We start from the raw sequence: 23,388 nt of genomic DNA on the forward strand, positions 1-23,388 counted from the left end.
ACGGCCGTCCCCAGGGCAGAGTAACCGTCCCCGCCAATGTCCGCATCATGAGTGCGGTTGCTGACACCTTCTGGGGGGTCGAACTAGATGAGGATGATGTGCCCACGATCGTCCGACATCGGGTCAAGTGAGACCTCCCCGAACGCAGCAAAGAGTTCGAGGGATGTCCTCTGGCGCTGGCAGTATGCCCGGCTAAGGGTCACGGAGCGCTATCTCGAAGGTCGTAGGTCGTAAGTCGAAAGTCGGAGAGGTTCCATCATCCACAGCCGCCTTGCGCCCTCCCTCCCCGTAAGGCAACTTCTGAGAATGCCCAACACCACCCGTTTTCCGATGCTCCTCCTCGCCCTGACCCTCGGCGTGTCCGCTCCCGCCGCTGCGCAGGACCATTCGATGCACGCCATGGGTCACCAGGGGATGCCCGAGCTCAAGCCGATTCCGCCCGGCTCGCTGCACACCGCCGCCGATGTGCAGTTCATGCAGGGGATGATCGCGCACCATGGCCAGGCGATCCACATGTCGAAGCTGGCCGAGACGCGGAGCCGCAACAGCACCCTCATCCGCTTTGCCAAGAAGATCGACCAGTCGCAGGAGTCGGAGATCCGCCTGATGCAGGGGTGGCTCGTCGACCACAAGCAGACCGCCCCCGACACCGCGGCGTATCACACGATCATGATGCCGGGGATGCTGACGGTCGAGGAGTTGAAGGAGTTGGCGACGATCAAGGGGACGATGTTCGATCGTCGCTTCCTTGAGCTGATGATCCAGCACCACGAGGGTGCGCTCTCGATGGTGGACGACCTCTTCAAGACGAAGGGGGCGGCGCAGGATATTGACGTGAACGTCTTCGCGAATGATGTCCACCAGGTCCAGACCGCGGAAATTGCCTTGATGCGCCAGATGCTGACCACCCTGAAGGGAGAGACTCGATGACCGGTTCGTTCCGCCTCTTTGCCGCCGCCGCCGTGCTGTTCGCCACGGCGTCGACCTTGTCGGCCCAGTCGTACCCGAAGGGCGGCGATCCGCGCGACGGGCTCAAGCCCGGCATGCGCGATGCCGCCATCGCGGCGCAGGGGATGCGCCTGGTGAGCACGGTCCCGAAGCCGGCGGTCCTCGACACGGCGCGCGGACTGACCTTCATCAACTCAGATCTCGCCTTCCGCGGCAAGCTGGTCTACCAGGGCAACTTCGCCGGTTTCTCGATCTGGGACGTGAGCAATCCGAGCGCGCCGACGATGGTCTCGGTGGTGCCGTGCATCACCTCGCAGGGCGATCCTTCGATCATCGGCCACCTCCTCTTCATCTCGGCGGAAGGCGGCGGCAACCGGAACGACTGCGCCAAGGGCGGCGTGCAGAAGCCGGAAGATCACATGGCCGGCGTCCGGATCTACGACGTCTCCGATCCGAAGTCGCCGCGTCTCGTGAAGAACGTGCAGACCTGCAAGGGGTCGCATACCCACACGGTGATCCCGGACCCGAAGAACAAGGGAATCATCTACATCTACGTGTCGGGCAGCGGCGGCGTCCGGAAGGAAATGACGGGCTGCGCCGAAGGGACCGACCCGGCGGACGTGAACAACTCGCTCTACCGCCTCGACGTGATCAAGGTGCCGCTCAAGAATCCGGAGGCCGCCGAGGTGGTGACCGGCGCGCGGATCTTCACGGGACTCGACGCCGCGCCGCGCCGTGGCGGCGGTCAGGCCGGTGGTGGACGGCCGGCGACCGGTCCCCGGAATTGCCATGACGTCTCCGCCTACCCGGCGTTCGGCCTGCTGGCCGGCGCGTGCGGCAGCCATGGCCTCCTGGTCGACGTCTCCGATCCGGAGCATCCGGTGCGGCTCGACGCGGTGTCCGACACGAACTTCTCGCTCTGGCACACGGCGGTCTTCTCGAACGACGGCAGCAAGCTGGTCTTCACCGATGAGTGGGGCGGCGGCACCGGGCCGATGTGCCAGGCGACGTCGATGCTCGAGATGGGCGGCAACACGGTGCTCTCGATCGGCAAGGATCGGAAGCTGACGCAGCATGCCTACTTCAAGATCCCGACCGGGCAGACGGCGCAGGAGAACTGCGTCTCGCACAACGGCGCGCTGGTGCCGGTGCCGGGCCGCGACATCATGGTGCAGGGGTGGTATCAGGGTGGCGTGAGCGTGATGGACTTCACCGATTCGGATCATCCGGTCGAGCTGGCGTTCTTCGATCGCGGCGCGATCGATGCCCCGCCGGTGGTGACGGACAGCGTGCCGGCCCGTCGTGGCGGCGGGATCATCGGCGGCTCGTGGGGCGCCTACTACTACAACGGCCTGGTCTACTCGTCCGAACTGGCGCGCGGCCTCGACATCCTCGAACTGCTGCCGAGCGCGCAGTTGAGCGCCAACGAGCTCGCCGCTGCGAAGCTGATCGTGATGGATGAGTTCAATCCGCAGAGCCAGCCGAAGCTGGTCTGGCCGGCGGCCTTCCCGGTGGTGCGCAGCTACCTCGACCAGCTGGTGCGCGGCAACGGCCTCGCGGCAGCCCGCACGACGGCGATCGCCACGGCGCTCGACGCGGCCGAGGCGAAGAGTGGCGCGGCGCGGCGGACGGCGCTGACGACGTTGGCGGCCCAGGTCGACAAGGATGTGGCCGGCGCGACGGACAAGGCGCGGGTGAAGACGATGGCGGCGGAGATGCGGCGGTTGGCGGGGGTGAGCCGTTAGTCGTTGGTCGTTGGTCGTTAGGTGCCTTCGCCGCGGCCGTCAGGCCGCGGTGCGCCGTGCAGATAACCCCCAGCCGCGGCCGTCAGGCCGCGGTTTGGTGTGCGCGCTGATCACGGTGCTGTTCGCCGCGCCGTTGCGGGCACAGTGGTCCGAGCCGGGAATGCGCACCTGTCCGGCCGCCGACAGCGCCATCGGCAAGATGCGCAAGATGAACAAGCCGCGGGTGCGCTTTCTCTACATTCCCGAACGCGATGCCTCGTTGATCGTGACCCACCTGCGCGCGACGTCGTGGCAGGTGGGGCGGAGCCGTGTGGTCGGCATGGAGGGGCGGATCCCGGTGGCGGGCCGAGGGCCGGACTCGAATCCGTCATTCGAGTTCGCGCTGATGGTGCTCGACAGTGTGGAACGGGTCCCGTCCGAGATGCCGCTCGTCATGGTCCTCGACAAGCGGGACACCCTGCGCGCCTACGACCCGCAGGTGCGGCCGGTGCTCAACCAGCCCAAGGTGAAGGGCGTCCCGTTGACGATCCGCTACGGGCTCACCGTCGAGGAGACGCGCCGTCTGGCCAAGGCGAAGGAGGCGACCGGGATGCTGGGGCCGCATCGATTCATGCTGTACGACTGGGAGTTGCACGACCTGGAGGCGGTGTATCGGGTCGCGCGGTGTGGGGGGGCTGATTGGTAGGTCGTAGGTCATAAGTCGTAAGTCGTAGGTCGTAGGTCATCCCGAGCAGCCCGAGGAGCCTGCCCTGAACGCAGTCAAGGGAGCTGCGTGATCGCGAAGGGGCCAGCACCGGCCCACCCTGATTCACGACGACCCCTCGCTTCGCGATCTCCCCCTCTCAACATCGGATCGTCCATGAACCGATTCGCTCTCACGTCCAGGCTGCTCGTCGGACTCTTACCGCTGTTGACCGTCCTGCCGCTGGCGGCTCAGGCGCCGACGCTAACGGCCACCCTCACGCGCACCGTCACCGGCGACTTCACCTACGTCGGCTCGATGGTGATCGGCGCCGACGGCTCGGTGCTGGTGTCGCAGCCGTCCGATGTGCGGCTGCTGCTGGTGACGGCGGCTCCCGAGCCGAAGGTCCTCGGCCGACGCGGGGCGGGACCGAACGAGTTCCAGTTCATCCAGGGGCTCGGTCTCGCCGGGGGAAAGTTCTGGGCCTACGATGCGCAATTGCAACGGATCACGTTCATCGAGCCGACGGGTGCCTTCGGCCCCAGCCAGCCTCTCGAGGGGTTGGCCGGGAAGCCGGCGCTTCGGGGTTTCATGTCACCGTCGCTCGTGGCCGTCGTCACTCCGGACTCGCTGCTCGTTGCGGCGTCGGCCGAGGGGACGGGGATGCTGGGGATGATCGAGCTGGCCGAGCGCCACTTCATGATCACCGGGGCGGGGCAGCTCGCGATGCGCGAGGTGGCGCGTCGCCAGGCCGCGCCGAACTGCGCCGTGATCCAAGGGAATGGCGTCTCGCGGATCGGGCTCTGCACCGTGTCGTCCACGGCCCTCCGCCCTGATGGACGGCAGCTCGTCATCGCAGACGTCGCGTTCGGCGGCAAGCCGGCGATCACCGTCACCAGCACGCCTCGCTCAGGGGTGAAGGCGTACACCGTCACACTTCCGTTCACGCCGCGGCCGATCCCGAGTGCCGCCAGGGACAGGAGTCGTGCCTTGATGCAGAAGTCGGCGCCCGGGGCCGAGCTACCGCCATTCCCGGAGTTCTACGACCCGATTGCCGGGGTGATCGTGAGTGCAAACGGGGAGGCGTGGCTCACGATGTCCGCGCCCCGTGGCCAGCCGCGGACGACCTGGCGCATCGGAACCAATGGCAAGATCCTCGGCAAGCTCGTGATGGCGAACTTCACGCTCGAAGCGGCATCGGGGAGTGTGCTGTGGGGAACCACGAAGGATGCGGATGAGCTGATCTCGTTGGTACAGTACCGGGTAAAATGACGGAGTAGTAATCGATACAACTTCATCATCTCTGCGGTCGGTCCGGTTGGCGGGACACCTAGGTGCTTACCACGCATCCGGCAAAGCGTCCCGGACCTCACACTCCAAGATGACATGCACCCTCGATCGGCGTAATTTCCTCCGTTGCCTCCCGGCAGCGCCTCTGCTTCCCCAACACGCGGTCCTCCATGACTTTCCTTACGCGACGCGTCGTCTACGATGCGGTGATCGTCGGCTCTGGCGCCGGTGGCGGCATGGCCGCCCACGAGCTGACCAAGGCCGGTGCCAAGGTGCTCCTGCTCGAGGCCGGCGGGATGTGGGACAACACCAAGGACTCGAGCATGCTCACCCAGCCGTGGGAGACCCCGCGGCGTGGTGCCAGCACGCCGGATCGTCCCTTCGGTGAACACGACGCCTGCATCGGCGGCTGGAACATCCCGGGCGAGCCGTTCACGACGGCACCGGGGACGCGCTTCAACTGGTGGCGCGGCCGGATGCTCGGCGGCCGGACCAATCACTGGGGCCGCATCTCGCTTCGGTTCGGTCCCGACGACTTCAAGGGGAAGGACAAGGACGGCCTCGGCGACAACTGGCCAATCTCCTACAACGACATCAAGCCGTACTACGATGAAGTCGACGACCTGGTCGGCATCTTCGGCTCGAAGGAAGGGCTGCGAAACCATCCCGACGGCAACTTCCTGCCGGCACCGAAGCCGCGCTGCTGGGAGACGGTCGTCAAGCGCGCGGCCGACAAGCACAAGGTCACCTGCATTCCGTCGCGGCTCTCGATCCTGACCAAGCCGAAGAATGGTCGCCCGGCCTGCCACTACTGCGGCCAGTGCAATCGCGGCTGCGCCACCAACTCGAACTTCACTTCGCCGAACGTGCTCCTCTTCCCGGCGATGCAGAGCGGCCTGCTCACCATCCGCACCGACGCGATGGTGCGCGAGGTGTCGGTCAATCGTGACGGGCTCGCCGATGGCGTGATCTTCATCGACAAGCTCTCGGGGATGGAGGAGAAGGTCGAGGCGAAGGTGGTGGTGCTCGCGGCGTCGGCGTGCGAGACCGCGCGCATCATGCTGAACTCGAAGTCGGCGAAGTTCCCGCAGGGGATCGGCAATTCGAGTGGCATGGTCGGCAAGTATCTCACCGACACCACCGGGACGGACGTCGGCGGCTTCGTGCCGTCGCTGATGGACATGCCGCGCCACAACTGCGACGGCGTCGGCGGCGCGCACCTTTACATGCCATGGTGGCTCGACAACAAGAAGCTCGACTTCCCGCGCGGCTACCACATCGAGATCTGGGGTGGCATGGGGATGCCGGGCTACGGCTTCATGGGCGGCATCCAGAACTACGCCAATGGTGGCGGGTACGGCACGGCACTCAAGGATGAGTATCGCAAGCACTGGGGCGCCTCGATCGGCTTCTCGGGCCGCGGCGAGATGATTCCGAACGAGAAGTCCTTCTGCGAGCTCGACCCGAAGACGGTCGACCAGTGGGGCATTCCCGTGTTGCGCTTCCATTGGGAATGGAGCGACCACGAGCTGCTGCAGGTCAAGCACATGCAGGAGACCTTCCGCACGCTGCTCAAGGAGATGGGCGCCGAGGTGCGCAGCACGATGCCGACGAAGGAGCAGGGGTACGGCATCGCCACGGGCGGCGCGATCATTCACGAGCTCGGCTGCGTGCGGATGGGCGACAACCCGTCGACCTCGGTGGTCAACGCCAACTGTCAGGCGTGGGATTGCAAGAATCTCTTCGTTGCCGACGGCGGGCCGTTCGTCTCGCAGGCCGACAAGAATCCGACGTGGACCATCCTCGCGCTCTCGATGCGCACCTCGCGCTACATCGCGCAGCAGCGGAAGGAGGGGAAGCTGTGAGCCAGGAACTCTCGCGTCGCGACCTGCTCGCGGCCTTCGCGGCGACCGGCGGCGTCTTCCTGCTGCCGACGCCGGCGCAGGCCAGCGACATCACCCGCACCGTCGCCGCGGCCCGCATGGCCCCCGACGGCTTCGCGCCGAAGATCTACACGGTGCATGAGTACGAGACGGTGAAGGTGCTGGTGGACTATCTCTTCCCGAAGGATGCGCGCGGCGGCTCGGCCACCGAGGCCGGCGTGCCCGAGTTCATGGACACCTTCCTCGAGATTGAGGCGGGGATGCGCGTCGCGCATCGCGGCGGCCTGGCGTGGCTCGACCACGAGATGCGTCGCCGCACCGGCAAGGATTTCATCACCGCCAGCGACGCCGAGCGGCGCGCGATGCTCGACGAAATCGCCTATCCGGCGCGCGCCAAGGCGGAGTACAGCCACGGCGTGAACTGGTTCAACTCCTTCCGCGACTTCTCCGCCTCCGGCTACTGGACGTCGGAAATCGGCGTCACGGACCTCGGCTACATGGGGAACACCCCGGTGGCGGAGTGGACGGGGTGCACGGCGGAGGCGTACCGCAGGACAGCGGGATGATGGATGATAGATGATGGATGATGGAGGTGTGCGAATCCATCATCCGTCATCCATGGTCCATCATCCATCATCCATCATCCATTCATTGCAGAGAGCATATGCGTATCCCCAAGCGCCTCGGCGTCGGCTTCATCGGCTCGGGCTTCAACACTCGCTTCCACATCCAGGCCTGGCAGGGCGTCCGTGACGCCGACGTGCGCGGCATCTGGAGCCCGAATCAGAAGAACGCGGCATCGGCGGCGAAGCTGGCGAACGATCTGCATGTCGGGCCGGCGAAGGCCTACAAGAGCATCACCGAGATGGTCGCCGACCCGGAGATCCACGCGATCTGGCTCTGCGGCCCGAATCAGGCGCGGATCGAGAACGTGCAGGAGATCTGCGACGCGGTGATGAGCGGCAAGGGTGAGCTGATCGGCATCGCGTGCGAGAAGCCGCTGGCGCGCGGCGTCGCCGAAGCCAAGCAGGTGCTGGCGATGGTGAAGAAGGCGAAGCTGCAGCATGGCTACCTCGAGAATCAGCTCTTCTCGCCGGGAATCGTCCGCGGCCGCGACCTGATCTGGGCGCGCGGCGCGAGCACGACGGGCCGTCCCTATCTGGCGCGCGCGGCCGAGGAGCATTCGGGGCCGCACAACGCCTGGTTCTGGCAGGGCGAGAAGCAGGGCGGCGGCGTCCTCAACGACATGATGTGCCACTCGGTCGAGGTCGTGCGCTTCCTGCTGACGCAACCGGGGAAGCCGCGTGACACGCTGCGCCCGGTGAGTGTGAACGGGCGGATCGCGTCGCTCAAGTGGAGCCGGCCGACCTATGCCAAGCAACTCAAGGCACGCTTTGGGAAGGACGTCGACTACCTCAAGCGGCCGAGCGAGGACTTCGCGAGCGTCACCATCACGTACGAGACGCCCGAGGGGCTGACCGTGATTGGCGAGGCGAGCACCTCGTGGAGCTTCGTCGGTGCTGGGCTCCGACTCAGCGGCGAACTGCTCGGCCCCGAATACTCGATGAGCTGGAACACGCTCAACAGCGAGCTCAACTGCTTCTTCTCGCGCGAGGTGGTCGGGAAGGCGGGCGAGGACCTGGTCGAGAAGCAGAACGCCGAGATGGGGTTGATGCCGGTGGTGCCGGACGAGGCGGCGGCCTATGGCTACGTCAACGAGAACCGGCACTTCGTCGACGTTTTCCTCGGGCGGGTGGCACCACTGCTGACCTGGGACGACGGTCTCGAGGTGATGCAGATCCTGATGACGGCCTATATGAGTGCGCAGACGGAGAAGACGGTCGCCTTCCCGCCGCGCGGGCTGGATGCGTTCCTGCCGGACGTGGCGAAGGGGACCTGGAAGCCGTAACGGCACCCTCCTTGCTCAATGACATCCCCAACACTGGTAAATGGATGTCAAAGAACAACTTGCGGCTGGATTTCGTGGCATCGCCACAACGGTATGTGGTGTTGGTCCCACAGTTCACGGCAAGGGTGTGGTTCTCCTCAATCACCCCTGGGGTGAGGCGACGATGAAGTTCAATCAATTGGTGATGCGGGTGGCTGCGGTCGCGGTGGTCGGGATGTCCCTGCCGACGTCGGCTCAGGCCCAGCTCTGGTACAACGGCGACTTCAACGGCGTAAACGCCTTGTCGAGCGAGCGGAACACCACGGTCTCGCAGTCGATGGTCTACGACAACTTTGTCGTCACCGGCGCCGGATGGACGATCAACAGCGTCTTCGGGAACTTCCTCGCCAATTTTGCCTGGAGCACCGCCGACTACGAGATTCGCACCGGTGTGAGCGTCGGCAACGGCGGGACGGTTATCTCGTCCGGCACCGGTCTGGCGGCGACGCAGGTGGCAACCGGCAATTCTGGCTTCGGCCTCACCGAATACACGGCGACGATCTCGGGGCTGTCGATCTTCCTGAATCCCGGGACGTATTGGTTCGGCATGTCGGTGGTCGGCACGGGCAACAACGGCAGCGACCGGGCGTTCGTGGCCACCACATCGGGTACGGCCGGAAGCAACGTCACCATCGATGGCATATCGTTCTTCAATTCGACGTTCTTCGGATCCAACTTCGAGGGGACGTTGGCCCAGATGCAGTACGTGCCGAGTGATTTCTCCTACGGCGTCGACGGTGCGGGATCCGGCCAGAGCACGGGCGGTGACGACGTCGTCCCCGAGCCGGCCACCATGACGCTGCTGGCGACCGGCCTCGCCGGGATGGCGGCCGCTCGCCGTCGCAAGGCTGCTCAGGGGTAAGCTCGTTCGTAGGTCGAACACGATGCGCCGGGGTCCCATTCAGGGACCCCGGCGTGTTTCTTTCAGGCTCGTTCTCCCTCAGCCCGAGCCGCCCCATGGATGACCTGACCCAGGCCAGCAGTGTCCCGCACGAAATGACCACCACCGGCTTCGACCTGCCGGGGTATCAGGTCGTCCACTCGCTCGGCGTGGTCCGCGGGGTCGTGGTCCGGAGCCGCTCGGTCATCGGCACGCTGGGTGGCAAGCTTCAGACGATCTTCGGGGGGAACATCTCCGCTTTCACGTCACTCGCCGAGCGGGCCCGGCAGCAGGCGTTCGACACGATGCTGCTGCAGGCACACCTCTCCGGGGGTAATGCGGTGATCGGCATCCGCTACGACGCCAATGAAATTCTCCCGGGCGTGACGGAAGTGCTGTGCTATGGCACTGCCGTCGTGGTGGAAGTGTTCGAGTAGCGTTCACTGTCCGCCGGGGCGCGCGATCACGACGCCGCGCGTCCCCGGCGCTTCGCCAGCCAGAGCATCATCCCACCAAACAGCAGCAACACCACTCCCCACCAGAGATTGACGTTGATCCCCAGCGACTTGGCGTAGATGGCCTGGTCGGAGATCAGGCCGTACGCCACCAGCATGGCGCCGATGGCAGTAAACATCCAGCCGATCGGGAGGCGGAGGTCGAGGTTCATCGGGGCGCTCACCAGAAGAGGATGTTGAGGACGAGCGTGAGCCCGAGGACCACGACGCCGAGCGTCGCCGGGCGCTGGTACCAGGGGAGGTTGCCGTCGGCCTGCTTCGGCGTCAGGGCATAGACGAGGCCGGCGAGTTCCTCGTCGCTCTTGTTGGCGCGCGTCGCGAGCGAGATCACGATGGTGGCCACGAAGCAGGCACTCCAGGCGACAATGGCCGTCCAGAAGTTCTGCGCCATCTCGCTCGGGTAGGTCTGCAACACGGGGCCAAGGAAGCCGCCCTTGAGCCCGGGGGTTCCACCCATCGGCAGCGTGAGCCCGTGGTGGACCGCCGCGGCGAATGTCCCGAGCAACAGGCCGAAGAAGGCACCGTGTCCGGTGGCGCGCCGCCAGAACATCCCGAGGAGGAAGGTCGCGAAGAGCGGGGCGTTCACAAAGGCGAACACCAGTTGCAGCATGTCCATGATGTTGTTGAAGCGCGTCGTCGCGTAGGCCGCGCCCACGCTGAGCAGGATCCCGACGACCGTGGCGGTGTGGCCGACCCGCAGGTAGTGCTTGTCGGACTGCCCCGGGCGGATGTAGGCCTGATAGATGTCGTAGGTCCACACCGCGTTGAACGCGGTGACGTTGCCCGCCATCCCCGACATGAACGACGCCATCAGCGCCGTGAGCCCGAGGCCGAGCAGCCCCGATGGCAGGTAGTGCGCCAGCATCACCGGGATCGCGAGGTTGTAGTTGGGGAGGCCGTCGGCGCCGATCGGGAGGAAGCCGCCGCTGCTGTCGTGCAGCGCAATGGCGATCATCCCCGGCACGATCACCAGCATCGGGAAGATCATCTTGGGCAGTGCGGCGATCAGCGGCGTGCGGCGCGCCGCCGTCATCGACTCGGCGGCCATCGCCCGTTGCACCACGAGGAAGTCGGTGCACCAGTAGCCGAAGGAGAGGACGAAGCCGAGGCCCATCATCATCCCGAACCACTCGACGCCCATCGGATTGTCGCCGGGGGAGCCGAGGTGGCGCCAGGCACTGCTCCATGCACCCGCCTCGTAGCCAGCCTTTGTCGCGACCGGAGCCAGCTTGGCGGTGAGGCCGCTCCAGCCGCCGACATCCTTCAAGCCGAGGAGCACCAGCGGGAGGAAGCCGAGGACGATCAGGAAGAACTGCAGCACCTCGTTGTAGATCGCCGAGGTGAGGCCACCGAGGAAGATGTAGGCGAGGACGATCGCGGCGGAGAGAATCACGCTGGTGTTGAAGTCCCAGCCGAGCACCAGCTCGAGCAGCTTGGCAAGGGCGTACATCGAGATGCCGGAGGAGAAGATCGTCATCGCGGCAAAGGTGAAGGCGTTGAGGCCGCGGGTCTTCTCGTCGAAGCGGAGGCGCAGGTACTCCGGGACGGAGCGCGCCTTCGAGCCGTAGTAGAACGGCATCATGAAGATGCCGACGAAGACCATCGCGGGAATGGCGCCGACCCAGTAGAAGTGCGAGGTCATCATCCCGTACTTGGCGCCCGACGCCGCCATGCCGATCACTTCCTGCGCGCCGAGGTTGGCGCTCAGGAAGGCGAGTCCGGCGATCCAGGTGGGGATCGACCGGCCCGAGATGAAGAAGTCCTCGCTGCTCTTGATCTGTCGCCGGAGCACCCAGCCGATGCCGAGCACGAAGGCGAAGTAGACGAGCAGGATGGCGTAGTCGATGCCGCCAAGCTGGAGCTGGGTCACGAGGCAATTGTCCGTCGAGGGATGCGAACAAGCTCCGTTCCAAATCGCGCAAGCGCAAGGTCGGCTGGCGGAACGGTCTCGATCCTCCTAAGCTCTGCGCATGGATTTCCTCGAGTCGTTGCACGCCCTCGCCCGCCACTTCGGCGTGCAAACCGCCTATCACGACGGACTGGGCCGGCGCGTGGATGTCGGTCCCGAGACGCTGGTGCGGATCTGTGCCGCCCTGGGCGCCGAGCTCACGCGGGCGGAGGACGCCGCGCACGCGTTGCGCATGGCCGAGGCGCGCGCGGCCAGCGCCTTGCTGCCGCCAGTGCTGGTGGCGTGGAATGGCGAGTGGCCCGCGCATCCGGTGCCAGGCGACGCCGTCGTGACACTTGAATCGGGCGTGCCGCACACGCGCCGCGTGATCGATCGGCTCCCGTTCGGCTACCATCGCCTGCAGGTCGAGCGGAATGGCCGGGTCGAGGAATGCACCGTGATCGCCGCACCGGTGGAGGCATATCGGCGCCCGGGCAGCCATCAGAGCTGGGGCGTGGGGATCCAGCTCGCCGCGCTCCGGTCGTCGCGGAGTCGATCGGTGGGCGACCTCCGCGACCTCGAGGCGCTCTGCCGCTGGATTGGCGCGCAGGGTGGCGATGTGGTCACGGTGCTGCCGCTCCTGCCGACCTTCAATCGCGACGACCCCGAGCCGAGTCCCTATTCGGCCGTGAGTCGGCTCTACTGGTCGGAGCTGATGCTCGATCTCGGCGTACGCAATCAGCCCACACCACGTTCGGCGCAGCTCGACGTGACGCGTGCCGACGCCGAGGTGCGTGCGGCACTTGCCGATGAGAAGGTGCCCGAGGCGCTACTCGCGAATGATCCGGAGTTGCTGCGTTACGCCGCCTTCCGCGGCGCCCAGCAGCAGCATGGCCGCAATTGGCGCGACTGGCCCGACGCGGCGCGCTCGGGACAGCTCACGGCGGCCGACATTGACGTCGAGGAGATGCGCTTCCACCTGGTGGCGCAGGCGATGCTTCGTGCGCAACTCGGTGGCCTGCGCGAGCGGCTCGACGCCGCCGATTTCCGACTCGGCCTCGACCTCGCGGTCGGCGTGCACCCCGATGGGTACGATGCGTGGTCGCGCCAGGCGCTGTTCGCCGCCGGCGTGTCGGTGGGCGCTCCCCCCGATCCAGGCTTCCCGAGCGGCCAGGACTGGGGCTTCGCGCCGCTGCATCCCGAGGCGTCGCGGCGCGAGGGGCATGGGTATCTGGCCGCCTCGATCCGGCACCAGATGGAGTTGGCCGGCGTGCTGCGCGTGGACCATGTGATGGCGTGGACGCGGCTCTACTGGATCCCGCAGGGCATGCGCCTCGATCAGGGCACGTACGTCGCCTATCCGGCCGAGGAGCTCTTCGCGGTGCTGACCTTGGAATCCCATCGTCATCGCTGCGAGGTCGTCGGCGAGAATCTCGGCACGGTGCCGCCTGACATCGCCGAGGCGTTGCCGCGGCACCGGATCTGGGGGATGTATCTGGCGCAGTTCGCGGCGATGTCGCCGAATCCGATCGAGGGACCAACGGCCGACGACGTCGCGCTGGTCGGGACGCATGACACCCCGACGATCGCCGGCTGGCTGGCCGGGGTCGATATCGACGATCGACTGCGTGCCGGGCTGCTTGCCCCCGAGGCCGAGGCGGTGGTGCGAGCCGAGCGGGCGTTGGCGACGGCGCGCGTCGCCGAGCTGCTCGGGGTATCGGTCGACGATCCCGCGGCGATGCTCGGCGCGCTGCTGGAGTGGCTCGGCCGGTCGCAGAGTCCACTGGTGGTGGCGTGGTTGGAAGACTGCTGGCTCGAGCGCGAGGGAATCAACCTCCCCGGCACGCGGTCGTCAGAGCACCCCAACTGGCAGCGGCCGATGGCGCGACTGCTCGACGAGTTCATGAACGACGCCGGCGTGCGCGGCTTGCTGGCGCGGTTGGAGGGGGCGCGGCGAGGGCGATAAGGCTCGCCGTGCCCAGCGTGGTGCCGCCTACCGCCCGCCCCGCCAGTTCACCCCAACGTAGAGCGCTCGCCCCGCGACGATCTTCCCCGACGCATCGATCCATTCCGCCCCTGCAAGGTTGGTCGCGTCGAGCGTGATGCCGAACTGCGACCGCCGCCATTCGAGTCGTGCGTTGCCCGTGATGTAGCCATCCTCGGTGGCCCGGCGCGCACCGACCAGCGCGGCGGTGGCGCGGATCGACGCCGTCGGCGCGTAGCTGAGTTGTGCCGTGGCGCGCCGGGTGATTGGCCGCAGCGCGTATTTCCCGATCAATCCCGCGCCGGACGATCCATCGAAGGAGAGCGTGGCGCCGCTGAGCGACCCCGACCACCGGCTGGTCAACGGCAGCGTGAGCGTCGCCTCGACACCGCGATACTCGGCGTCGCCGACATTGGTCGCCACCCACTTGGTGCCCGCCGGCGCGTTGGCCGCCTTGACCCAGTCGATCGTGTTGCTCGCATTCCGCGCAAAGCCCGTCACGTCGAGCGCCAGCGTCCCCTCGCCGTGCAGCCGGACGCCGGCCTCACCACTCCAGAAACGTTCGGGGACGAGGTCGGCGGTGCCCTGGTTGGCCGGATCGACGTAGTAGCGGTCGGTCCAGGACGGCGCGCGGAAGCCGCGGCCCGCGCTGCCGTGCAGCGTGGCGCGTCCGTTCAACGGGAGTGCCAGTGCGACTGATGGCGAGACGAAGTCGCCGAAGGTCGAGGAGTGATCGCCACGCACGCCGAGCGTGATGGTCGCGGCGCGACCGGCATCGATGCCCATCTCGCCGAACGCCGCGGTGCGCGTCTCGGCGCGGTCGCCGAGTCGGGCACTCCGGAGCGAGGCGCGCATCCCTTCGATGCCGATGGCCAGTGCTGCGTTGCCGACGGAGGTGCGCCCGACCACTTCCGCCGAGGACTGCCAGTTGGTGTGGCGGTTCTCGTAGACTGAGGGGTTCTCCTTGATCAGCGTGAAGCGGTCGGTGTGGCGACGGGTGCCGATGGTCGTGGCCAGTGCCCAGCGGCCGACGGCGGCGGCCCAGCGCAGGTCGCCGGTGATCGTGCTGGTGGCCTCGGTGGAGTTGTACGGCGCGTAGAAGGTGTTGGCGCCGAAGTCGCGGATGCCGATGCCGAGGTTGGCGTCGAGGCGGCCGTTTGCCGACGGCGCGCTGAGCGCGATGCGCCCCTGACCGATCCGGTAGTCGGTGCCGAGGCGATAGCCGTCGCTCTGGTCGTAGTCGGCGCTGGTGGTGAGGGTCGCCGAGCCGAGACGGGCGCCGTTGATGGCGCCGCCGCCGAAGGTGCCGAAGGTGCCGGCGCTGGCGCGTGCCGAGCTCGCCCCGGCGCCGCGGCGGGTGATGATGTTGATCACGCCGCCGACGGCGTCGGCGCCGTAGAGCGTGGAGGCGCTGCCGTGGAGGATCTCGATCCGCTCGATGCTGCCAAGCGGGACGGCGAGGTCGAGTGCGTAGTGCGAGGTCTGCACGTCGCTCATCCGGATGCCGTCGACGAGGACGAGCGTCTGATCCGCGGTGCTGCCGCGGAGCGAGATGTCGGCCTGTGCGGCCGAGCGGCCGTAGACGTCGACGCCCATCTGCACGCTGAGCAACTCGGCGACGTTGCGGGCCGGCGAGCGCGCGATGTCGTCGCGGCTGATGACGGAGACGACGCGCGCCGGATCGGCCGTGCGGACGCGCGACGACACGACGATGGTGTCGAGGACGGCGGGGCGGGATTGGGCGGTGAGTGGAGTGCACGGCACGAGGGCCGCGAGGGCGGTCAGCAGGGGGAGTTTGTTCATGCCCGAAGCATAAACGGGGGCCAGTTGCCCCCCGTGAAACAGCACTGCGTACCTCGGCGTACCTTCAAGGGCCGGCCGATCACCCGATGCATCGCACGGCGCCCCCTCCCGGAGACATCGTCATGCCCGCTGTTCGGATCATCGTCATCGCGACGCTGCTCGCCGTGCCCAGCGCCTCACGCGCCACGCTGCACGGTCAGGCGCTCCCCGACACGACCGAGCAGGGGGAGTTCACGATCTACAACATCCAGCAGCGCGTGGGGACGGAGCGCTACAGCATCGTCCGCGAGGGCGACGTGGTGGTGCATCGGGCCACCTGGTCGTTCAAGTACCTCGGCGGCTCAGGCGAACTGGCGACGGAGCTTCGGACGACGCGCGCCGGGCAACCGATCGCCTTCCGAATGAAGGGTCCCACGTCGACGTGGACCCAGGCCGACATCGAAGTCGCCTTCGATGGCCCACGCTTCACGGCACGATCGGAGTCGACGCCCACGAGTGGCGTGACGCCCGCCGGCGCCTTCCCGACCGGGCACTATCCGCCGACGGCCGTCGCCCAAGCGCTCTTCCGGCATTGGCAGCGCCTCGGCCGGCCCGCGCGCATTCCACTGCTCCCCGCCGGCGAGGCCACGTTCGCGAAGACCGGCGTCGACACCGTGACGTCGGAGGGCCGGCGGGTCGTGCTCGATCGCTACCGGCTGACCGGGCTCATCTGGGGGCGGCAGTCCGTCTGGGTGGATGCCGCCCAGCGCGTGATTGCGGCAATCGGCGGGAACGCGGAGCTCGATCGGTCGGAGTACATCCGCACCGGCTACGAGGCCGCGATGCCGCGCTTCGTGGCGGGCGCTGTGGCCGACGGGATGGGAGCGATCGAGGCGCTCACGCCGAAGGTCGCGCCGACTCACACCGGCACCTTCGCGATCCGGGGTGCGCGGATCGTCGACGCGACGGGGGCGGCGCCGATCGCGAACGGCACCGTGTTGGTCGTGAACGGGCGGATCGCGGCGGTCGGGCCGGCGGCGCAGGTCACGATTCCGCGTGGCGCGGCGATCATCGACGGCACTGGCAAGACCGTGCTGCCCGGGCTCTGGGACATGCACGTGCACTACGAACAGGTCGAGTGGCCGCTCGCGAGCCTGGCCGCGGGCGTGACCACGGTGCGGGACGCGGCCAACGAATGGGAGCTGATCACCGAACTGCGCGCGGCGCAGCGCGCGGGCCGGATCCTCTCGCCGACGATTCTCGCCGCCGGGGTCGTTGATGGCGGACCGGAGCCGCTCGGCGTCATCGTCGCGAACACCGAGGCCGAGGCGCGCGCGGTGGTGCAGAAGTACCATGCGGCCGGCTTCGAGCAGATCAAGATCTACGGCTCGCTCCCGCCGGCGCTCGTGCCGGTCGTGACGGCGGAGGCGCACCGGCTCGGCATCACGGTGACGGGGCACGTGCCGCGCGGGATGACGGCGCGGCAGTTCGTCGAGGCCGGGGCCGACCAGATCAACCACATGTCGTTCCAGTCGCTGCTGCGCGTGGGACGCGAGCCGGTGAACCTCGCCTCGGACTCGGCCAAGGCCGGGATCCAGTTCCTCCTCGCGCACCGCACCGTCCTCGATCCGAGCCTCTCGCGCGGCGAGGAGAGTGGGCACTGGCGGGGCCATTACGAGCTGGTCGAGCCGGGGGTGCTCCGGGTGCCGCTGGAGTTGCGGGTACCGCTGCAGAGCACCGGCATCGATAGCGCGCGCGCCGTGGCCGCGACGGCCTCGCAGATCCGGTCGGCGAACATCGTGAAGGGGCTGCGCGATGCCGGCGTGCCGATCGTCCTCGGCACCGATCTCACGGTGCCGGGCTTCAGCATCTACCGCGACATGGAGCTCGCGGTGCGCGGCGGCTTCACGCCAATGGAGGCGATCCAGGCCGCGACGATCGTGTCGGCGCGCGCGATGGGGAAGGAACGCGAGAGCGGCACGGTGGAGGTGGGGAAGCGCGCGGACCTGATCATTGTCGACGGCAATCCCGCGGAGCGGATCGAGGAGATCCGGAAGGTGGAGCGGGTCGTCATCGGAGGGCGGGTGTACCGGTCGGCGGAGCTGTGGGCGTTGGCTGGGTTTGTGGCGAAGTGATGGAGCGGCGCGTGTGGCCGCTGCTTACACGTACTTCCCCACGAACCACGCCAGCGGCGGCAGCACCACGCCCAGCACGATGAACACCACCGGCCCGTTCCCACGCTCTCGAATCAGGAACGCCTGCTCGGGATGCGACGGGTCGACGTAGGCGCGGACGTTGGCGTGCAGCGGGAATGGCGCGAGCACTTCTGCGGCACTCTCCACCGACGCATAGCCGCGCCCGATAACGTTGGGATACAATCGGTCGCTCTCGTACTCGGTGCCGAGCACCTGGTAGCGAAAGCGCACTTCAGGGGAATGCGACGTGGTGCTGTTGCTGAAGCCCACTCGGCCGTCAGTGTCCGCGGTGGTACTGCTCACCACCTGCGAATGGATCACGGTGGCCTCGATCGGTCGGGCATCGGCCAGGTTTCGTCGCTGCTGGATGAATTGCGTGATCCCGACGTACAGGAGCATCACGCCGAAGCCGCCAAAGATCAGGAAGGTGATCCACTGTGCCATCACTCGGGCTCCGGTCTGCCGGGTGAAACCAGCGTGCCCGCGCGCCACTGCCGCTGCACCTCGGGGAGTGCGTTCCGGAACCACGCCGACGAGGAGAGTCGCTCGCTGCTCTCTTCTTCGGCGACGCGGACCGTCGCCGAGTAGTAGAAGGAGGTCATGCCGCGGTCGGGCGTGCGCCTTCTACTCGGCAATCAATCCCAGCAGCCACTCGCCCGGCGTGAGTGCGAGCGCCATGAGGCGCGTGCTGCGGCGGCCCTCGTCCTCAAGTGAGGCGACCGCCTGCGCCAGGCGGTGGCGCGGCGTGACCGCGGGCCATGGCGCCATGGTGCCGTCGGGGCGCTGCTGCGCCTCGAGCGCCGCGTAGATCGGCTCCCAGAGCGGCGCGTTCTCGCCCACGAGTCGCGTCGCTTCGGCGCGCAGTGCCGCGCGTTCCGGTTGATCGCGATTGCGAACCCGGCGCAGCATGTAGACGACGAAGCCCGCCGTCCCCGGGACGCGCTGCTCCACGGCACGCAGTCGCTCGACGGCCGGCGCCACCCGCCATCTCGGCGTGCTGCGCTGCAGCACCAGCTCATACGCCTGCGCCGCCATCTCGGCGAAGTGTTCGTCGCGATTGGTCGCGGCGTACTCGTCGTGCAGCGGCAGTGGCGTGGCGCGCAGCAGCCGTCCGACGGCATCGGCGTGATAGGCGCGGAGCAGGTGCGCGCGCTCGTGGATCTCGACTGACTCTCCGGCGAGCGCACCGCGCGGCGCCATCGGTCGCGAGAGCGATCCCGCGAGGATGCCGATCGTCGAGGTCTGCGTCCATGCGACACCGGCGGGTCCGCCGAGGTCGTGGAGGATCAGCGTGCCGTGATGGCCATCGGGAAGGAGGCGATCGACGAGTGGGCGGCGCACTGCCTGGTAACGACGCAGGTCGGCTGCGGCGCTGTCGGAAGCGGTCCGGACGACGGCCGAGGTGCGGTAGAGGGCGAGGACCTCGCGCTCCTGGCGGCCGGCCAGGTACCAGAGGTAGCCGGCGATGCCGACGTTGTAGCAGAGCAGCATCAGCACGAAGCGCGACACCAGCGCACGCAACAGCCCCCGACGCGGCGCGTCGGCGGTTCGGGCCGCGGCTGGAGATGTTGCGCTCTGTGACACTCGGGGTATCCTCCGTCTGTCGAAGGGTGCCTCAGGATCGAGACCGGGTCAAGGAGTATCGCACCAGATGAAGCGATTCGTACACTACATGATGCCCATCGTGCTGCTGACGGCGCTCCCGCCGCTGGCCGCACAGGACCCCCGGTCGACGCTGCGGCTTGCCGCGCCAATCACCCGCTGGGACGAGGCGGTCCCGATCGGGAATGGCCTCCTCGGCGGCCTGCTCTGGGGCGAGGCAAGCACCCTCAAGCTCTCGCTCGACCGGGGCGACCTCTGGGACGAGCGGCTCCCCGAGATCTTCAAGGACCCCGAATGGACCTGGCCCGCCATGCAGAAGCTGGTGCAGGCCGGGAACATGAAGCGCTTCCACGAACTCTTCGACGAGCCATACGATCGGATCCCGTATCCGACGAAGCTCCCCGGCGGCCGGCTGGTGATCGAGCGCGCCTCGAGGGAACCGGTTCGCGAGTTCGCGCTCAACATGGCGGCCGGTGAGGCGATTGCTCGCTACGGCACCGATTCGGTCGAGGCGGTGGCGCTCGCGCACCGGAAGGTGTTGTTGCTTCGGATTCCCGGCCGCGTCACCGTCCGCTTCGAGCCGTCGGCCGGTGTCGCCAAGCTCGGCTACGCCCCGGCCACCGTCACCGCCGATTCGTACCTGCAACAGGGCGCGCTCGGCTTTTCGTATGCGGGGGTCGTTCGCCAGAAGGAGTTGGGCGATGTGACACTGCTCGCGGTGACGATCGCCACGAGCACCGAAGGGGCCGACCCGGTGGCGATCGGGGCGGCGCGCGCCGAACTCGCGCTGCGCGAGGGTTGGCACACGGCGGTGACGATCCACCGCGCGTGGTGGAAGCGGCACTGGGGGATCAGCGGCGTGACCATCCCGGACGCCGCACTGCAGCAGCACTATGACCTGGTGCAGTACTTCTACGGCGCGGCCGGGCGCCGTGGTGCGCCGCCGATTCCGCTGCAAGGGGTCTGGACCGCCGACGAGGGTGGCCTGCCGCCGTGGAAGGGCGACCTCCACAACGACCTCAACACGCAGATGACGTATCTGGCCGCGCACACCGCCGGGATGGACGACGCGATGCTCGGCTGGCTCGACTATCTCGACTCGCGGCTGCCGGAGTTTCGGAAGTTCGCGCACGACTTCTACGGCGTGCACGGCGCCGTGATCCCCGGCGTGATGACGCTCGCAGGCAAGCCGATGGGCGGTTGGGGGATGTATTCGCTCTCGCCGACCAACGGCGCGTGGGTGGCGCAGTCCTACTATCTGCAGTGGCGCAGCACCCGCGACCGGCTCTTCCTGCGGCGGCGCGCGTATCCGTTCGTCAAGGAGATCGGCACCGCACTCAGCGAGCTGCTGGTGCCGGGCAAGGACGGGCTGCTGCGGCTGCCGCTCTCGTCGAGCCCGGAGATCCACGACAACTCGATCCGCGCCTTCCTCAAGCCGAACTCGAGCTACGACCAGGCGCTGCTGCGCTGGACCTTTGGTGCGCTCGCCGAGATGGCCGCGGCGCAGAGCCTCACGGCCGACGCGGCGAAGTGGAATGCAGTGCTCGCGCGACTCGGACCGATGGTGCCGAAGGGGACGACCGGGTCGCTGCCGTTCTCGGCCGGCGAGGAGTACACCGCCTCGCACCGTCACTTCTCGCACGCGATGTCGATCCATCCGCTCGGCCTGCTCGACGCACGCGGCCCCGATTCGATGATCGTGCGCCACACGGTGGACACGATCGCGAAGTACGGCACGTCGCAGTGGACCGGCTACTCGTTCAGCTGGTTCGCGGCGATCCTCGCGCGGACCAATCGTGGTGACGAGGCGCTGCACTACCTGAGCGACTACCTGGCGTTCACGCTGCGGAACGGCTTCCATGCCAACGGCGACCAGTCGGGGCGCGGCCTCTCGTCGATGGCCTACCGGCCGTTCACGCTGGAAGGAAACTTCCTGATGATGCAGGCGGTGCACGAGATGCTGCTTCGGAGCGACGGTACCACGGTGACGCTCTTCCCGGCGACACCTACAGCCTGGCAGGACGCGTCATTCCGTCAGCTGCGTGCCGATGGCGGGTGGCGGGTGAGCGCGTGGCGCAGCAACGGCGCCGTCGATTCGGTGCGGATCATCGCACCCGCCGGTGGTGGATTGTTGACGCTCGCGAATCCGTTCGGCGATGCGCCCGTCACGTGGAATCGGCAGGGCATGGTGCGGCAGGGAGAGAATTGGGTGGTGCGGGTGGGGCCGGGGGGCGTCATCTCAGCACGGCGGTGATCGCGCTCGGGCGCCTCCCGGGCTGTCATCCTGAGCGGAGCCCGCGCAGCCGGCGGAGTCGAAGGACCTTTCACGCGTTGTCATCCCGAGCGGAGCGAGGGACCTGCGTGATTGCGGATGGGCCGGGCCTCCGTGCCATGCCAGGGCGCCCGTCGCGGGGCTCGCGGGCGCGTCGGTCCTCAGCCGCGCGCCGGGCGGCGGCTCCGCTGGTGTGGTGCCATCATGGGGTCGCCGCCGCCAAACGGATGGGACGCAGCCCACGGGCTGCGCCCCGCATTTGGCTTGCGCGCTCCGGGAGGCCCTCGCGCCCGCGACCCCGCCCCCGGGCGCCCATGACGTGCACTCCCATCGTGATGCGGGCCCGGCGCTGGGGGTCCGGGTGAGCGGGTTCCGTGTCGTCGAGCCGCGGCGCCCCCGGCATGCGGTATAGGGGGCGCCGCGGCGAAGACGCTTGGAACACGCGAGACCGGAGCCCCCAGGCAGGGCACGTCCGGGCATGGGCACGGAGGCATGGCTCATTCGGAATCACGCAGGTCCCTCGCTGCGCTCGGGATGACAGGCAGGGGTACCGAATGCAGTGAGTTCGGAGGCTCCTCCGCCCTGCGGGGGCGGGGAAGAACGCCACGTACAGGTTGCCCCATCACTCGCCGCGCCCGATATTCCAGCGTCCCCACCAACACGCCCGTGCTCCACTCCCCACTGGAGTCTCGTCATGCCAGCTCGCTCCGAGCCGCATCCGTCACGTCGTGACTTTCTCGCGTCGGCGGCCAGCGCCGCCGCCTTCGCCGCTCTGCCGCTCCCGCTCCGTGCGCGCGATCCCGAGGAGCTGCCAATTCTGGGTGTTGGCGACTATCGCTACACGATGGATCATGCCTGGGCCAAGCTCCCGAAGGGGAAGGGCTTCGGCTACACGCACGGGATCGTCGAGGACAAACAGGGGCGCTTCTACATCGCCAACCAGAGCCGCGACGCGATTGTCGTGGTCGACGCGCAGGGGAACTACCTCTCCTCGTGGGGTCAGGCCTACGCCAAGGGGGCGCACGGGCTCAGGATCTCGGAGGAAGCCGGCACCGAGTACCTCTACCTCGCCAACACCGGGCTCGCCCAGGTCGTGAAGACGACGCTCGATGGCGACGTCGTCTGGCAGGCCGGGCGGCCGTACCTCGCCGGCGTCTATTCGCAGGATCGCGGCTACTCGCCAACCGAGTCGGTGGTCGGGCCGAACGGGATGCTCTACGTGGCGGACGGCTACGGCCAGTCGTGGATCCACATCTACGACGCCAAGGACGGGAAGTACCTCGATTCGTTCGGCGGCCGTGGTACTGCACCCGAGAATCTCCGTCAGCCGCACGGCATCTCGATCGACACGCGTTCCGGCACGCCGCGGCTGCAGGTCTCCGACAGGGGCAACATCCGCATCGTCAACTTCACGCTCGAAGGGAAGTACCTCGGCGAAGTGATCACCAAGACCGACCTCCGCTTCCCCTGCACCTCGTTCCATCGTGGCGACCTGCTCTACGTCCCCGACCTCTACGCGCGCGTCTCGATCTTCGACAAGGAGAACAAGAAGGTCGCCGACCTCGGTGACTTTCTCGATGGCCAGCCGTTCGGCGGCGAGGGCGACTTCGGGACGAAATATCCTGATCTCAAGGGCTACCCCAACGTGCCGCACGAGAAGCGGCGGCAGGGGCGCTTCATCTCGCCGCATTCGCTCTGGGTCGACAAAGTCGGCAACATCTACGTCGTCGAGTGGATCAACGATGGTCGAGTGACCAAGCTGACGAAGATCTGA

19 protein-coding genes are annotated in these 23,388 nt (G+C 67.6%); 13 read left to right on the forward strand and 6 right to left on the reverse strand.

The features are described 5' to 3' along the window. Positions 1-306: 306 nt before the first annotated feature. The 9 genes from IPP98_03345 (at position 307) to IPP98_03385 (ending at position 9,813) form a co-directional block, all read left to right on the forward strand. Positions 307-930 carry a DUF305 domain-containing protein gene (locus tag IPP98_03345; GenBank protein ID MBL0178145.1) on the forward strand — a complete coding sequence of 208 codons (624 nt, stop codon included), beginning with the start codon at positions 307-309 and terminating at the stop codon, positions 928-930. Next, positions 927-2,693, forward strand: coding sequence for a hypothetical protein (locus tag IPP98_03350; GenBank protein MBL0178146.1), 1,767 nt, complete (start codon positions 927-929; stop codon positions 2,691-2,693). Before IPP98_03345 ends, IPP98_03350 begins: the two co-directional genes overlap by 4 nt. A 97-nt stretch (positions 2,694-2,790) precedes the next feature. Next, on the forward strand, positions 2,791-3,378 hold the full coding sequence (locus IPP98_03355) for a hypothetical protein (GenBank protein ID MBL0178147.1): 588 nt from the start codon (positions 2,791-2,793) through the stop codon (positions 3,376-3,378). A gap of 174 nt (positions 3,379-3,552) precedes the next feature. Continuing rightward, complete coding sequence (locus IPP98_03360) at positions 3,553-4,647, forward strand: hypothetical protein (protein ID MBL0178148.1); 1,095 nt, start codon at positions 3,553-3,555, stop codon at positions 4,645-4,647. 188 nt (positions 4,648-4,835) lie between these two features. Next, the gene (locus IPP98_03365; protein ID MBL0178149.1) at positions 4,836-6,530 is read left to right on the forward strand and encodes a GMC family oxidoreductase; all 1,695 of its coding nucleotides are present in this window, start codon (positions 4,836-4,838) and stop codon (positions 6,528-6,530) included. Further along, positions 6,527-7,114 (forward strand): gluconate 2-dehydrogenase subunit 3 family protein, encoded by a 588-nt coding sequence (locus IPP98_03370; protein ID MBL0178150.1) that lies wholly within the window; start codon positions 6,527-6,529, stop codon positions 7,112-7,114. Before IPP98_03365 ends, IPP98_03370 begins: the two co-directional genes overlap by 4 nt. 98 nt (positions 7,115-7,212) lie before the next feature. After that, entirely contained in the window at positions 7,213-8,457 is a 1,245-nt protein-coding gene (locus tag IPP98_03375) for a Gfo/Idh/MocA family oxidoreductase (GenBank protein ID MBL0178151.1), read from the forward strand. Positions 8,458-8,620: 163 nt separating this feature from the next. Then, a complete protein-coding gene (locus IPP98_03380) occupies positions 8,621-9,358 on the forward strand; it encodes a PEP-CTERM sorting domain-containing protein (GenBank protein MBL0178152.1) in 738 nt (245 codons plus the stop codon). A gap of 134 nt (positions 9,359-9,492) precedes the next feature. Then, entirely contained in the window at positions 9,493-9,813 is a 321-nt protein-coding gene (locus IPP98_03385) for a heavy metal-binding domain-containing protein (protein ID MBL0178153.1), read from the forward strand. 26 nt (positions 9,814-9,839) lie between these two features. Here IPP98_03385 and IPP98_03390 read toward each other — a convergent pair whose 3' ends face one another. Further along, on the reverse strand, positions 9,840-10,043 hold the full coding sequence (locus IPP98_03390) for a hypothetical protein (GenBank protein ID MBL0178154.1): 204 nt from the start codon (positions 10,041-10,043) through the stop codon (positions 9,840-9,842). 8 nt (positions 10,044-10,051) lie between these two features. Beyond that, on the reverse strand, positions 10,052-11,761 hold the full coding sequence (locus IPP98_03395; GenBank protein MBL0178155.1) for a sodium:solute symporter family protein: 1,710 nt from the start codon (positions 11,759-11,761) through the stop codon (positions 10,052-10,054). Positions 11,762-11,861: 100 nt separating this feature from the next. Between IPP98_03395 and IPP98_03400 the strand changes: the two genes are divergently transcribed. After that, the gene (locus IPP98_03400) at positions 11,862-13,745 is read left to right on the forward strand and encodes a 4-alpha-glucanotransferase (protein ID MBL0178156.1); all 1,884 of its coding nucleotides are present in this window, start codon (positions 11,862-11,864) and stop codon (positions 13,743-13,745) included. 27 nt (positions 13,746-13,772) lie between these two features. On the opposite strand, the gene IPP98_03405 is transcribed toward IPP98_03400, so the two are convergent. After that, the gene (locus tag IPP98_03405; protein ID MBL0178157.1) at positions 13,773-15,566 is read right to left on the reverse strand and encodes a TonB-dependent receptor; all 1,794 of its coding nucleotides are present in this window, start codon (positions 15,564-15,566) and stop codon (positions 13,773-13,775) included. Between the two features lie 122 nt (positions 15,567-15,688). On the opposite strand from IPP98_03405, the gene IPP98_03410 reads away from it, so the two are divergent. After that, positions 15,689-17,680 (forward strand): amidohydrolase family protein, encoded by a 1,992-nt coding sequence (locus tag IPP98_03410; GenBank protein MBL0178158.1) that lies wholly within the window; start codon positions 15,689-15,691, stop codon positions 17,678-17,680. A 24-nt stretch (positions 17,681-17,704) separates the two neighbouring features. Here IPP98_03410 and IPP98_03415 read toward each other — a convergent pair whose 3' ends face one another. From IPP98_03415 to IPP98_03425, 3 genes are read right to left on the reverse strand one after another with little or no spacing between them, the layout of a single operon-like run. Further along, positions 17,705-18,184, reverse strand: a complete 480-nt coding sequence (locus IPP98_03415; protein MBL0178159.1) for a DUF3592 domain-containing protein — start codon at positions 18,182-18,184, stop codon at positions 17,705-17,707. Next, a complete protein-coding gene (locus IPP98_03420) occupies positions 18,184-18,342 on the reverse strand; it encodes a hypothetical protein (protein ID MBL0178160.1) in 159 nt (52 codons plus the stop codon). Before IPP98_03420 ends, IPP98_03415 begins: the two co-directional genes overlap by 1 nt. 22 nt (positions 18,343-18,364) lie before the next feature. Then, positions 18,365-19,324 carry a hypothetical protein gene (locus IPP98_03425; GenBank protein MBL0178161.1) on the reverse strand — a complete coding sequence of 320 codons (960 nt, stop codon included), beginning with the start codon at positions 19,322-19,324 and terminating at the stop codon, positions 18,365-18,367. Between the two features lie 67 nt (positions 19,325-19,391). On the opposite strand from IPP98_03425, the gene IPP98_03430 reads away from it, so the two are divergent. Continuing rightward, positions 19,392-21,596: a glycoside hydrolase N-terminal domain-containing protein gene (locus tag IPP98_03430; GenBank protein ID MBL0178162.1), complete on the forward strand. Its 2,205-nt coding sequence runs from the start codon at positions 19,392-19,394 to the stop codon at positions 21,594-21,596. A gap of 712 nt (positions 21,597-22,308) precedes the next feature. Further along, positions 22,309-23,388: a hypothetical protein gene (locus IPP98_03435; GenBank protein ID MBL0178163.1), complete on the forward strand. Its 1,080-nt coding sequence runs from the start codon at positions 22,309-22,311 to the stop codon at positions 23,386-23,388.

Source organism: Gemmatimonadota bacterium (genome assembly GCA_016720805.1).
GTDB lineage: Bacteria > Gemmatimonadota > Gemmatimonadetes > Gemmatimonadales > GWC2-71-9 > Palsa-1233.

Coding starts and splice junctions, on each gene's coding strand:
- IPP98_03345 (MBL0178145.1), top strand. CDS start 307: ATGCCCAACACCACCCGTTTTCCGATGCTCCTCCTCGCCCTGACCCTC.
- IPP98_03350 (MBL0178146.1), top strand. CDS start 927: ATGACCGGTTCGTTCCGCCTCTTTGCCGCCGCCGCCGTGCTGTTCGCC.
- IPP98_03360 (MBL0178148.1), top strand. CDS start 3,553: ATGAACCGATTCGCTCTCACGTCCAGGCTGCTCGTCGGACTCTTACCG.
- IPP98_03365 (MBL0178149.1), top strand. CDS start 4,836: ATGACTTTCCTTACGCGACGCGTCGTCTACGATGCGGTGATCGTCGGC.
- IPP98_03375 (MBL0178151.1), top strand. CDS start 7,213: ATGCGTATCCCCAAGCGCCTCGGCGTCGGCTTCATCGGCTCGGGCTTC.
- IPP98_03380 (MBL0178152.1), top strand. CDS start 8,621: ATGAAGTTCAATCAATTGGTGATGCGGGTGGCTGCGGTCGCGGTGGTC.
- IPP98_03385 (MBL0178153.1), top strand. CDS start 9,493: ATGACCACCACCGGCTTCGACCTGCCGGGGTATCAGGTCGTCCACTCG.
- IPP98_03390 (MBL0178154.1), bottom strand. CDS start 10,043: ATGAACCTCGACCTCCGCCTCCCGATCGGCTGGATGTTTACTGCCATC.
- IPP98_03400 (MBL0178156.1), top strand. CDS start 11,862: ATGGATTTCCTCGAGTCGTTGCACGCCCTCGCCCGCCACTTCGGCGTG.
- IPP98_03405 (MBL0178157.1), bottom strand. CDS start 15,566: ATGAACAAACTCCCCCTGCTGACCGCCCTCGCGGCCCTCGTGCCGTGC.
- IPP98_03410 (MBL0178158.1), top strand. CDS start 15,689: ATGCCCGCTGTTCGGATCATCGTCATCGCGACGCTGCTCGCCGTGCCC.
- IPP98_03415 (MBL0178159.1), bottom strand. CDS start 18,184: ATGGCACAGTGGATCACCTTCCTGATCTTTGGCGGCTTCGGCGTGATG.
- IPP98_03420 (MBL0178160.1), bottom strand. CDS start 18,342: ATGACCTCCTTCTACTACTCGGCGACGGTCCGCGTCGCCGAAGAAGAG.
- IPP98_03430 (MBL0178162.1), top strand. CDS start 19,392: ATGAAGCGATTCGTACACTACATGATGCCCATCGTGCTGCTGACGGCG.
- IPP98_03435 (MBL0178163.1), top strand. CDS start 22,309: ATGCCAGCTCGCTCCGAGCCGCATCCGTCACGTCGTGACTTTCTCGCG.